General features: G+C 69.9%; 12 protein-coding genes. 9 read left to right on the plus strand and 3 right to left on the minus strand.

All coding sequences use genetic code 11. The features are described from left to right. Window positions 1-11: 11 nt before the first annotated feature. Together menD and RAC81_RS09355 are read left to right on the plus strand one after the other, a co-directional pair. A complete protein-coding gene (gene menD, locus RAC81_RS09350; RefSeq protein WP_375082521.1) occupies window positions 12-1,658 on the plus strand; it encodes a 2-succinyl-5-enolpyruvyl-6-hydroxy-3-cyclohexene-1-carboxylic-acid synthase in 1,647 nt (548 codons plus the stop codon). Between the two features lie 45 nt (window positions 1,659-1,703). Continuing rightward, window positions 1,704-2,546: a polyphosphate kinase 2 family protein gene (locus RAC81_RS09355; protein ID WP_375082119.1), complete on the plus strand. Its 843-nt coding sequence runs from the start codon at window positions 1,704-1,706 to the stop codon at window positions 2,544-2,546. Between the two features lie 65 nt (window positions 2,547-2,611). Here the strand turns inward: RAC81_RS09355 and RAC81_RS09360 are convergent, their stop codons facing one another. After that, window positions 2,612-3,862 (minus strand): isochorismate synthase MenF, encoded by a 1,251-nt coding sequence (locus RAC81_RS09360; protein ID WP_375082120.1) that lies wholly within the window; start codon window positions 3,860-3,862, stop codon window positions 2,612-2,614. Between the two features lie 60 nt (window positions 3,863-3,922). On the opposite strand from RAC81_RS09360, the gene RAC81_RS09365 reads away from it, so the two are divergent. The 6 genes from RAC81_RS09365 (at window position 3,923) to RAC81_RS09390 (ending at window position 9,905) form a co-directional block, all read left to right on the plus strand. Further along, window positions 3,923-4,486: a hypothetical protein gene (locus RAC81_RS09365; protein ID WP_375082121.1), complete on the plus strand. Its 564-nt coding sequence runs from the start codon at window positions 3,923-3,925 to the stop codon at window positions 4,484-4,486. 9 nt (window positions 4,487-4,495) lie between these two features. Then, window positions 4,496-5,230, plus strand: coding sequence for a class I SAM-dependent methyltransferase (locus RAC81_RS09370; RefSeq protein ID WP_375082122.1), 735 nt, complete (start codon window positions 4,496-4,498; stop codon window positions 5,228-5,230). A 45-nt stretch (window positions 5,231-5,275) separates the two neighbouring features. After that, the gene (locus RAC81_RS09375; protein ID WP_375082123.1) at window positions 5,276-6,337 is read left to right on the plus strand and encodes a polyprenyl synthetase family protein; all 1,062 of its coding nucleotides are present in this window, start codon (window positions 5,276-5,278) and stop codon (window positions 6,335-6,337) included. A 55-nt stretch (window positions 6,338-6,392) separates the two neighbouring features. Next, window positions 6,393-7,766 carry an FAD-dependent oxidoreductase gene (locus RAC81_RS09380; protein ID WP_375082124.1) on the plus strand — a complete coding sequence of 458 codons (1,374 nt, stop codon included), beginning with the start codon at window positions 6,393-6,395 and terminating at the stop codon, window positions 7,764-7,766. Between the two features lie 62 nt (window positions 7,767-7,828). Continuing rightward, window positions 7,829-8,869, plus strand: coding sequence for a hypothetical protein (locus RAC81_RS09385; RefSeq protein ID WP_375082125.1), 1,041 nt, complete (start codon window positions 7,829-7,831; stop codon window positions 8,867-8,869). A gap of 28 nt (window positions 8,870-8,897) precedes the next feature. Beyond that, a complete protein-coding gene (locus RAC81_RS09390; RefSeq protein ID WP_375082126.1) occupies window positions 8,898-9,905 on the plus strand; it encodes an alpha/beta hydrolase in 1,008 nt (335 codons plus the stop codon). Between the two features lie 24 nt (window positions 9,906-9,929). Here the strand turns inward: RAC81_RS09390 and RAC81_RS09395 are convergent, their stop codons facing one another. Both RAC81_RS09395 and RAC81_RS09400 read right to left on the minus strand, forming a co-directional pair. After that, window positions 9,930-10,568: a GntR family transcriptional regulator gene (locus tag RAC81_RS09395; RefSeq protein ID WP_375082127.1), complete on the minus strand. Its 639-nt coding sequence runs from the start codon at window positions 10,566-10,568 to the stop codon at window positions 9,930-9,932. A gap of 479 nt (window positions 10,569-11,047) precedes the next feature. Then, entirely contained in the window at window positions 11,048-11,536 is a 489-nt protein-coding gene (locus RAC81_RS09400; RefSeq protein ID WP_375082128.1) for a YajQ family cyclic di-GMP-binding protein, read from the minus strand. Between the two features lie 86 nt (window positions 11,537-11,622). Here RAC81_RS09400 and RAC81_RS09405 point away from each other — a divergent pair, with 86 nt between their 5' ends. Beyond that, window positions 11,623-11,775, plus strand: a complete 153-nt coding sequence (locus RAC81_RS09405; protein ID WP_375082129.1) for a hypothetical protein — start codon at window positions 11,623-11,625, stop codon at window positions 11,773-11,775. The last annotated feature ends 79 nt before the right edge of the window (window positions 11,776-11,854 follow it).

An 11,854-nucleotide genomic window follows, 5' to 3' on the forward strand; every position in this document is an offset into this window, starting at 1 on the left:
CATCGCCGGCGATGGATGCCGCGGCATCCCTGATCGCGGAACTCGTCGGCCACGGCGTCCGCGACGTCGTGCTCTCACCCGGTTCCCGGTCGCAGGCGCTCGCGCTCGCGGCGATACGCGCCGCCGACGACGGCGCGCTCCGTGTCCATGTACGGATCGACGAGCGCGTCGCCGGTTTCACCGCGCTGGGACTCGCCAGAGAGACCGGTGTCCCCGCCGCGGTGATCTGCACCTCGGGCACCGCGGTCGCGAACCTGCTCCCGGCGACTCTCGAGGCGTTCCACTCGGGAATCCCGCTGCTGCTGCTGACCGCCGATCGTCCGCCCGAGCTGCGCGGAGTCGGCGCGAATCAGGCGACGGTCCAGCCCGGCATGTTCTCGCCGTGGGTGCGCGACGAGATCGACGCCCCGGTGCCGGGTGACGGCGATTGGGTCGGTCTCGGGGCGCGCGCCGTCTCCGCGGCGATGGGCGGCGACGCCCCGCGCGGTCTCCCCGGGGTCGCCGGTCCCGTGCACCTCAACCTCCCCTCGCGCGAGCCGCTGTCTGGCGAGCCCCCCGCGCTGCGACTGGTCCAGGGCGATCCGCCGCGGCCGACCGTCGGCGAGGTGTTCGTCGTCGAGCGCGGGCCCCGCACGGTCGTGATCGCCGGCGCAGACGCCGGGCCGGATGCCGAAGAGATCGCCCACGAAGGATCCTGGCCTCTCATCGCCGAGATCGTCAGCGGCGCGCGCTTCGGTCGGCACCTCGTGCACGGCTACCGCACCCTCCTCGACGCCCCGGAGCTCGGCGGCAGGATCGAGCGCGCGATCGTGCTCGGGCACCCGACGCTCAGCCGCGAGGTCGCGCGGTTGCTCTCCCGCGCCGACGTCGAGGTCGTGGCCGTGCGCCGAGGCGGTGAGGAGCTCGACCTGAACGGTCGCACGATCCCGGTCGCGGCGGTGTCGGTGGCCGCAGGAGAGACCGACCGCGACTGGCTCGGCGCGTGGCTGACGGCATCCGCGTCGCAGGTGGTCGATCTCAGCGAGCGCGCACCCGATCAGAACGGTCTCGCCTCAGCCGATCCGTCGGCCCGTCGCGAGGCGATGCAGGCGGAGCTCGAGGCCGTCCGTCGCCCACTCGACCGCGAACTCCTGGTCGACGCCGTGTGGCGAGCGACCTGGCCGCACGATCGGCTCGTCTTCGGGTCGTCGCGTCTGGTGCGGGTCGCCGACTCGGTGCTCGGCGGCAAGAAGGTGCCGGTGCACGCGAACCGCGGACTCGCCGGGATCGACGGGACCATCGCGACCGCGACCGGCGTCGCTCTCGCCAGTCAGGCGGGCGGCGCGCCGGGTGTCACCCGCGTGCTGCTCGGCGACCTCGCCTTCCTGCACGATGTCGGCTCGATGCTGCTGCCGCCGGACGAGCCCGAGCCGCGGCTGCAGGTGATCGTCGGCAACGACGGCGGCGGAACGATCTTCGACGGTCTCGAGGTCGCGGGCACGGCGGGACGCGCTGCACTCGACCGCGCGTTCTACACTCCGCACACCGTGCGGCTCGAGCACCTCGCGCGTGCATACGGCTGGGAGTACCAGCGCATCACGACGCGGGCCGCGCTCGACCAGGCGCTCGCGACGCCCGCGGGCGGACGCCAGCTGATCGAGGTACCGCTGAGTCGGTGAGTCGCGACCTGCACGGCGTCCCCGGGCGGTGGCAGGATGAGCCACATGAACGCGCACTCCTGGTCCCGCACCCTGCAGGTCGGCGACGGCTTCCGCCTCGCGGACCTCGATCCGTCGAGCACACCCGGCTACCACGGACACAAGGCCGACGGAAAGCGCGACCTCGAGGCGGGGCTCGACGAGCTGAACGGCCTTCAGGAGCGTCTGTTCGCCGAGAGCCGTGTCGGCGTCGCGACCGATTCGGTGCTCCTGATCCTCCAGGCCATGGACTCGGCGGGCAAGGGCGGCATCGTGCGGCACGTCGTCGGCGGAGTCGACCCGCAGGGAGTCGCGCTCACCGCCTTCAAGGCGCCGACGCCCGAGGAGCTCTCGCACGACTTCCTGTGGCGGGTCGAGCGACGCCTGCCCGAGCCGGGCTTCATCGGGGTGTTCGACCGATCGCACTACGAGGATGTGTTGATCGGTCGCGTGAGACAGCTGGCACCGGCCGACGAGATCGAGCGCCGCTACGGGGCGATCAACGAGTTCGAGGCGCGCGTCGCGGCATCCGGAACCCGCATCGTGAAGGTCATGCTGCACATCTCGCCCGACGAGCAGAAGTCGCGCCTCATGGAGCGACTCGAGCGTCCGGACAAGCACTGGAAGTACAACCCGGGCGACGTCGACGAGCGGATGCTGTGGCCACAGTACATGGCGGCGTACCAGACCGTCTTCGACCGTACCTCGACCGATGCGGCGCCCTGGCACGTTATCCCCGCTGACCACAAGTGGTACGCGCGCCTGGCGGTGCAGGAGCTGCTGCTCGACGCGCTCCAGCAGATCGACCCGCAGTGGCCTGCCGCCGACTTCGACGTCGAGGCCGAGAAGAAGCGCCTCGCCGCCAGCTGAGACCTCACCGGCGCATCTTCCCGGGTCATCGAGCGAGGAGGCAGCGCCGAGACGAAACGCGTCGCTCAGGCCAACGCGTCGACCAGCGGGCGGAACTTCACCCGCGTCTCCAGCAGCTCCGATTCGGGATCCGATCCCGCGACGATTCCCGCACCGGCATACGCCGTGACGGCGATGCCATCATCGCCGGTCGTGAACTGCGCGCAGCGCAGAGCGATGGCCCACTCGCCGTTGCCGTGCGCGTCGACCCAGCCGACCGGACCGGCGTAGCGTCCGCGGTCGAAGGGCTCCAGTTCGCGGATCGCCGCGATCGCCGCGGGGGTGGGAGTGCCGGCGACCGCCGCCGTCGGGTGCAGAGCGCCGACGAGGTCGAGCGACGATCCGCCCTCCGCCAGCTCGCCCTCCACGTCGGTCGCGAGATGGAAGAGGTTCGGCAGCTTCAACAGGAACGGCTGTTCGCTCGCCGCCAGCGCCCGCGTGTGCGGCCGCAGCGACGCGAGCACGCTCTGCACGGCGTACTGGTGCTCGTCGAGATCCTTCGTACTCGACGCCAGATGAGCGGATGCCGCGGTGTCGGCGTCGGCATCCGCCCCACGTCCGATCGTTCCGGCCAGCACCCGCGCGGTCACGGTGCGCTGCTGCACGGTCACCAGCGTCTCGGGGCTCGCGCCGATCAGGCCGTCGACCGCGAACGACCAGGTGTCGGGGTAGCCGGTCGAGAGGGCGCGCACCAGGCGGCGCAGATCGGAGCCGGCCGGGATGCTGCCGGTGAGGTCGCGGGCGAGCACGACCTTGCTCAGCTCGCCGTCGGCGATGCGCGCGAGCGCGCCGCGCACCGAGTCCTGGTACCCCTGGGGGCTCTGGGCGCCGGGCCCGACGGTGCCGGCCCAGTGCGGCCCGTACGGGCGTGTGACGGCGTCCGCGGAGCGATCGTCCTCGGACGAGCGGATGCTGGTGAGCCACGTGCGACCGCGGTGGCGCCCGACCACGAGCGCGGGGATGACGAGCACGCTGTCGGCGGCTGAGTCCTCGTCGAAGGCGAGCGCCCCGAACGCGACGAGACCGGTGCCCGGAAGGGAGAGGGGATCGTCGACGTCGGCCTCGGCGCTGAGCTCGCGCCAGGCGTCGGCGATCACGGCCGAGCGAGGGCGATCCGTCCCCGCTGCGACGGTGACGGTCCGCACGATGTCGTCTCCGACGGCGACGATCCCGTCGCCGCGGCGAAGCCAGGCGAGCGGACGGGCGGGGTCGGCGTAGGCGAGGGGGTCTTCGATCGGGTCGATCTCTCGGGTCCGCACGACCAGCCTGCTGCTCACCCTCCCAGCCTAGTTCCGCCCGTCGCCCCGGGGCCGCACCCGTCGGCCTACGCTGAGCACATGAGCGATGCCCGTCCTGCGCCCGGCGCCGAGATGATCTTCCAGTGGCGCAAGTGGGACGGGTCGCCGCACTGGCGTCACGAATGCGTCTACCTCGGCGCCGACGAGTGGGGCGACTGGATCGGCCAGCCGACCGGCTGGCCCAGTGCACGGCCCGGCGCGTCGTTCATCGCGGAGACGCCGAACGTGACGCTGATCCCGCGTCGCACCGACTTCGCGCTCACGGTGAACCGCGAGCATCCCCGCGGCATGCGCGTGTACATCGATCTCGGCTGGGATGTGCGGTGGTCCGACGATCCGCTCCTCGCGACCGGCATCGACATGGATCTCGACGTGGTGCGGGTCGTCGGGGAGCGCGGAACGTGGGTCGACGACCGCGACGAGTGGGCCGAGCACAGCGTCCGGTTCGGGTACCCCGCCGACGTGCGGGCACAGCTGGAAGCCCTCGCCCTCGACCTCGAGGAGCGGGTGCGCGCTCAGGTCGCTCCGTTCGACGACGCGACGGCCGACGTGTGGCTGGATCGGCTGGAGTCTCTGGGGCTCGCGCCCAGACCCCGCACCTAGACTGGACGCGTGACCCCGAACGATGACAACCGCGCCGACCTCGGCAAGGACCCCTCCCGCGTGAGCGGCATGTTCGACCAGGTCGCAGCGGGCTACGACCGCACGAACACCGCGATGACGGTCGGCAACGACGCGCTGTGGCGCGCGGCGACGACGCGGGCCGTCGCGCCGAAGCCGGGCGAGAAGATCCTCGATCTCGGCGCGGGCACGGCGTCGTCCTCCGCCTCTCTCGCCCGCAGCGGTGCCGAGGTGGTCGCCGCCGACTTCTCGCCGGGCATGCTCGCCGAGGGGCAGCGCCGCCACGGGCGCATGCGCAATCTCTCCTTCGTGCAGGCCGATGCGACGGACCTCCCGTTCGGCGACGACGAATTCGACGCCGTGACGATGTCGTACGCCCTGCGCAACGTGAACGACCCGAAGAAGGCGCTGCGCGAGCTGTTCCGCGTCACCAAGCCGGGCGGACGTCTGGTCATCAACGAGTTCTCCACGCCTCCCCGTCCGCTGTTCCGGTCCGCCTACCGCTTCTACAACGCACAGGTGCTGCCCCGGGTGGCTCGAGTCGCCGGCACGAACGGCGCCGCCTACGACTACCTCAACGAGTCGATCAGGGAGTGGCCCGACCAGAAGACGCTCGCCGCCTGGATCCGGGATGCCGGGTGGACAGATGTCGCGTACCGCAACCTGTCCTTCGGGATCGTCGCCCTGCACCGCGCCCGCAAGCCGAAGTCCGGCGCAGCGGCGTGACCCCGACGGGCGAATCCTCTCAGCGGACGACGGTAGGCTGAACCCGTGACTTCGAGCCGCGTAGCCCCGGGTTCGCGACTGGCGAGCCGTCTCGGTTTCAGCGACCGCATCTTCATCGGCACCGCCGGCCGTCGCATCGCCCAGGCCATCGAAGACGGACTGGAGCTCGTCGAGACGGGTCTCGCGGACGACGTGCGGGTCGCCGATCCGCTGGCCGACGCCGCGAGCCGATACCTGTACGAGGCGGGCGGCAAGCGCATCCGCCCCGTGCTCACGCTTCTCGCCGCGCAGCTCGGCGACGGCAACACCGAGCAGGTCATCGACGTGGCCAAGGCGCTCGAGATCACGCATCTCGGCTCGCTCTACCACGACGACGTCATGGACGGAGCCGACCGCCGCCGCGGCGTACCGGCCGCGCAGACCGTGTGGGGCAACAACATCGCCATCCTCACCGGCGACATCCTCTTCTCCCGCGCGAGCCAGCTCATGTCGCGGCTCGGAGAGCGTGCGATCCGTCTGCAGGCCGACACGTTCGAGCGTCTCGTGCTCGGCCAGATGCACGAGACGATCGGAGCCCAGCCCGACGACGATCCCATCGACTTCTACATCCAGGTGCTGGCCGACAAGACGGGCTCGCTCATCGCGGCGGCGACGCAGGGCGGTGTGATCTTCTCGAACGCCCCCTCGGAGTACGAGGAACCCCTGCGCGTCTACGGCGAGAAGATCGGCGTGGCCTTCCAGCTGCTCGACGACGTCATCGATCTGTCGGCGAAGCCGGAGGACACCGGCAAGGTGCCGGGCACCGACCTGCGCGCGGGCGTGCCGACGATGCCCTACCTGCTGCTGAAGGCCGAGACGGATGCGGCCTCGATCGACCTCGCCGCGCGCATCGACGACGGCGTGGCACGCATCGCCGCGGGCGAGGACCCGTCGATCCTCGACGACGCTCTCGCCGAGCTGCGTGATCATGCAGGCACCGAGAAGACCCTCGCGCTCGCGCACTCCTGGACGCGCGACGCGATCGACGCGCTCACCCCGCTGCCGCGGGGTACCGTGCGCGAGGCGCTGACGCGTTTCGCTGAGACCCTCGTCGAACGCTCCAGCTGACGATGCGCGGCCGCGAAGCCGCCCGCCGGACGTGACGGCAAACGAAAGGATCACCATGACCAAGCTCAGACTGGCCATCGTCGGGGCAGGCCCCGCCGGGATCTACGCCGCCGACATCCTCCTCAAAGCCGAGCGCAAGTTCGACGTCTCCATCGACCTGTTCGAGCAGCTGCCTGCTCCCTACGGCCTGGTGCGCTACGGCGTGGCTCCCGACCACCCGCGCATCAAGGGCATCATCACGGCGCTGCGCGACGTTCTCGACCGCGGTGACATCCGCCTCTTCGGCAACGTCAGGTTCGGCGAGGACATCACCCTGGAAGACCTCAAGAAGCACTACAACGCGGTGATCTTCGCCACCGGCGCCATCCGCGACACGACGCTCGACGTCCCGGGGATCGACGCGGTCGCCTCCTACGGCGCGGCCGACTACGTGAGCTGGTTCGACGGGCACCCGGACGTGCCGCGCGAGTGGCCGCTGGACGCGGCATCCGTCGGCGTGCTCGGAAACGGAAACGTGGCGCTCGACGTCGCCCGCATGCTCGCGAAGCACGCCGAGGACCTGCTCGTCACCGAGGTTCCCGAGAACGTCTACCAGGGGCTCCAGGCCAGCCAGGTCACCGACGTGCACGTCTTCGGCCGCCGCGGGCCGGCTCAGGTGAAGTTCACGCCCCTCGAGCTGCGCGAGCTCGGCGAGCTCCGGGACGTCGACATGGTGGTCTACGACGAGGACTTCGACTACGACGAGGCGTCGAAGGATGCCGTGGCCAGCAACAAGCAGGTCATGGTGATCGACCGCATCCTGCAGTCGTGGCGCAAGCGCGACTCCGTGAACAACGCGGGCGGCACGGCATCCCGCCGTCTGCACCTGCACTTCTGGGCGCGTCCGGTCGAGGTGCGCACCGACGAGTCGGGCCGCGTGGCGGCGCTCGTCTACGAGCGCACTCAGCCCGACGGCCAGGGCGGAGCGGTCGGCACCGGCGAGATGCGCGAGGTTCCGCTGCAGGCGCTCTACCGCGCGATCGGGTACTTCGGCTCGCCGCTGCCCGGAGTCCCCTTCGACAAGAAGCACGGCGTGATCCCGAACCGCGAGGGGCAGGTGCTCGCGAAGGACTCGAACCAGCAGTTGCCCGGCGTCTACGCCACCGGCTGGATCAAGCGCGGACCGGTCGGCCTCATCGGCCACACGAAGTCGGATGCCATGGAGACCGTGCGTCACATCATCAACGACCAGGGGTCGTGGTGGCACCCCGAGGATCCCTCCGAGGATGCCGTCGTCGCGCTGCTGCAGGAGCGGGGTGTGAAGTGGACGGACCTCGACGGCTGGCACCGCCTCGACGAGCACGAGATCTCGCTCGGGACCCCGCACGACCGTGCTCGTGTGAAGGTCGTCCCGCGCGAGGAGATGGTGCGCGTCTCCCGCGGGGAGTGACGGTTACCCGATCGTTGCCGGCCGCGCGCGGCGAGGGAGCGGGTTCTCCCTAGGCTGAGGGCATGAGACCGCGTCCCCTTCTCGTCCTGGGAGCGGCCGCCGCGTTGCTTCTCTCCGGTTGCGCCTCCGAGCCGACTCCCGAACCGACGCGCTCGCCGTCCGAGTCCACGCCGACGCCCACCGCCACACCGACGCCCGACCCCGTCGTCGCTCCCGAGGCGGCGTTCGACGTGACCTGCGACGACGTCGCGGCCGAGATGGCCGGGCTCCTGGGCGAGCCGTCGACTCCGGTGGCGGCGGCGCTCTCGGTGGTGTCCGCGTCGAGCTGGACACCGGGACCCATGCAGTATGCGTTCCAGCGTGCGGGAGGTATCGGCTGTTCCGCGGGGGACGTCCCCGGTTACTGGGAGGTGTCGATCGTTCCCGGCGCGGAATCCGTGATCGCCGGCGCGACGGAGCGAGGCGGATACTTCGGTGAGCAGCGTCGTTGCGAGGTCGGCGTATGCGTTTTCGAGTTCCGCGACGGCGACGTTCTCCTATCCGCCTCATTGGCCGACCCGGCGCTCGGGGCCGGGGACGTGGAGCGAATCGGGGAAGCACTGGCGAGGCTGGCATCGCTGGCAGCGGGGAGCCTTCGAGACGTCGCGCACATCGACAGCGAGATCGTGGGCATGCCGTGCGAGCGGTTCATCACGGAGGAGCAGGTCGCGACTATCGCCGGGGAGGACGTCACACTGTTCACCGATTTCGGGGGGTGGAGCGTGACGTCCGAGGTGTACCAGGTCGTCAACGGTTCCAGGATCTGCTACTACACCTCCGCCGAAGGTGATCTGGGCTCGGCCAGGAGCTACCTCGGAATCACGACCCTGCCCGCCGGGGCCTGGGCACTCGAGAAGCAGGGTGGCACGCCGATCGAGATCGAGGGAGCGGAGTCAGCGAAGACGAGCACCGGGCCGCACGGAGAAAACATCCTCGACGTTCGCGTCGGCGTGGATTGGATTCGCCTGTTCACGTACGACAACGGATCCGGCGCCAGCGACCCACGTCCCCTCGCGGAGCAGGTCGTTCGGAACCTGACCGTCGGGCCGACCGCACCGCAGTAGTCGAGGCGCCGTCGGCTAGCCTGGCGGCATGGCTGACTGGATCCCGGATGTCCTCGGCGACGAGTTCGAGCAGCTGACGCTCGACCTCGATGCCGACGACGAGGGGCCCGTGGTCGCGACCCTGGTGCGAGCGCTTCCGCCGGAGCCCGCCTGGTGGGGGCGCCTCCTCGGGCGCCGGAGAGGGCTCCATGACGTCGACGTCCTCTATGTGCACGGGTGGTCCGACTACTTCTTCCAGAAGCGCCTCGCGCGGTTCTGGACCTCGAGGGGAGCGCGGTTCTTCGCACTGGACCTCCGCAAGTACGGACGCAGCCTGCGTGACGGCCAGACTCCCGGGTTCATCACCGACCTGGCGACGTATGACGAAGACATCGCTGCTGCGCTCGACGCGATGGGTCGCGGGGAGGACGGAAAGGCCGCAGGGCGACGGCTCGTGCTGCTCGGCCACTCGACGGGCGGTCTGACCCTCAGCCTGTGGGCGTCGCGGCATCCGAAGACGGCGGACGCCGTCATCCTGAACAGCCCGTGGCTGGAGTTCCAGGTCGCGTCCGCACGCCCGCTCATCGCCCCGGTCGCCGAGCTGCAGGCGCGCTGGGCGCCCCGGGACGTGGCGCCGCAGGTGGACCTCGGCTTCTACACGCGCGCGCAGCAGGAGGTCGCCGACGACACCGACCCCATGGACATCGATCTGACGTGGCGGCCGGCGCAGACGATGGCCGTGCACGCGGGATGGTTCCACGCCATCCTCGTCGGGCACGGAGCCGTGGCCGCGGGACTGGCGATCGATGTCCCCGTGTGCGTGCTGCTCTCCGCACGATCGGCTCCGCCGACCCGGTGGTCGGAGATCCTCACACGGGTGGACTCGGTCCTCGTGGTCGACGACATCGCTCGCGCCTCTCTCAAGCTCGGGCCGTCGGTCACGGTGGAGCGGATCGAGGGCGCTCTGCACGACGTATTCCTCTCCCGGCATGAGGCCCGCGAGGAGGCGTACGCGAGACTCGCCCGGTGGGTGACCGGCTGGTCAGCCACGAGCTGAGAGACGTCGGACGAGGGTCCCGGGTCAGACGTAGTGCATCGCGCGCGCCAGGCGCTCGGCCCGGTCTGCGTCGGCGGTCAGCACCGCTTCTCGGAAGTCGCGGTAGATGCCCAGCATCCGCTCGTGATCCGCAGCCGGTACGCGCCACGCGCGAAGGTTCCGTGCGAGCGCCATGCTCGCGTCGTTCAGCAGGAACTGGTGCTGCGCGTTGCGGCTGCGGCCACTCAGGAACGCGAACACGGCCCAGCGGCTCTCGAAGACGTGGTCGTGGGGGGAGACCCCTCTCGACATCTCGTCGATCAGCTCGGCGAGGCGGTGGCGTTCCTCGGGCGACATCCTGGCGACTCCCATCCGCGCCGCCATCCCGGCCTGATATCCGGCGAACTCGAGGGTCTGCTCGACCACCTCCGGCGATACGGCGGTCACCTCGGTGTAGCGGCTCGGGTACATCGTGACGAGTCCGAGGCGCTCGAGCCTCTGCAGCGCCTCGCGCACGGGAGTGCGGGAGACGTGGAGCTCTTCGGCGACGTCGACATCGCGGATGCGGTGCCCAGGTGGCAGTTCGCCGTCGACGATCTGAGCACCGATGTGCTGGAAGACCTCCTCGGCCAGGAGCTGCTTTCCCTCCCGCATGGTCTTCATCGAGTTGGTCCTGCTCTTCATGGATTTGTCCCCACCTACGTTCCCGGATCCGAGCCCCATGAAGCGCCCGGGACGGTCACTAGATCACGAAGTCGTTCGTCGTGCCAACGATCCACAGGTGCTCTCCGAGTGCGCACGAGGATGCGCTCACGGCGGGGCACCATCGTGGAACCACGCCGATGAGTCTGCGGTGGCGAGCGTGTCAGGAGCCCGCCAGTCGCAGACGATGCCGAGCGCGGAGTGCCGTGCACCTCCCCCCGCGAAGGGATCGGAGGAGCGCGAAGCCATGGAAGGACTCGCGGCATGTCGTGCCTCGACTCATCGTCGGCCGCATCAGGATGCGACGTTTCAAGTGTCGGGCACCACGACCCGTATATCGGTATGCGATCGCAATCTGTGGATAATGTGCTACCGCCGGGCGCGAAAAATCCTGGTGTATCGCTGGAGACGCGCGAAACGACCTGAGGTCGACCGACCGGCGAAGGAGGGGACGGTCCGGGTCAGCGGTAGTTGATGAACTGCAGGTCGATGTCGAGGTCCGAACCCTTGAGGAGGGCGATCACGGCCTGCAGGTCGTCTCGGCTCTTCGACTGCACGCGCAGCTCGTCGCCCTGGATCTGGCTCTTGACGCCCTTCGGACCCTCGTCGCGGATGATCTTGCCGATCTTCTTGGCGTTCTCCGAGGAGATGCCGTCCTTGAGCGACGACACGATGCGGAACTCCTTGCCGCTCGCGAAGGGGTCGCCCGACTCGAGGCTCTTGAGCGAGATGCCGCGCTTGATCAGCTTGGACTGGAAGACGTCGAGCACCGCGTTCGCCCGCTCCTCCGTGTTGGCGGTGATCAGGACCTGCTCGCCGCTCCAGGCGATCGTCGCCCCGGTGCCCTTGAAGTCGTAGCGCTGCTCGATCTCCTTGCGGGCCTGGTTGAGGGCATTCTCGGCCTCCTGGTGATCCACTTTCGAGACGATGTCAAAGGAACTGTCAGCCATAGGGAGAGTGTAACGATCGGAGACGCGGGAAGCATGCGTCGGCGTTGCTTCCTCCTTCCCGTCCGCGCCGGTCGTACCGTGAAGACATGGCACGGGTAGGGGGACGGAATCTGGCGATGAGCTGGATCGCGGGTGTGCTGTGCACGGGCGTGATCCTGGCCCTCCTCTGGTTCGCGATCCCGATAGTGCCGACGCTCGCGACGTTCGCCGGCGACACGCTGCGCGCCCTTCTCCACTGACGGGCCTCGAGCCGGTTCCCGCGCCGCCACGGGTCGGGCGACACGTCGGCACGCCTCCGAGGGCGGGCCGATGCGCGGC

The organism is Microbacterium sp. CR_7 (genome assembly GCF_041954755.1).
In the GTDB taxonomy this organism is placed as follows: Bacteria; Actinomycetota; Actinomycetes; order Actinomycetales; family Microbacteriaceae; genus Microbacterium.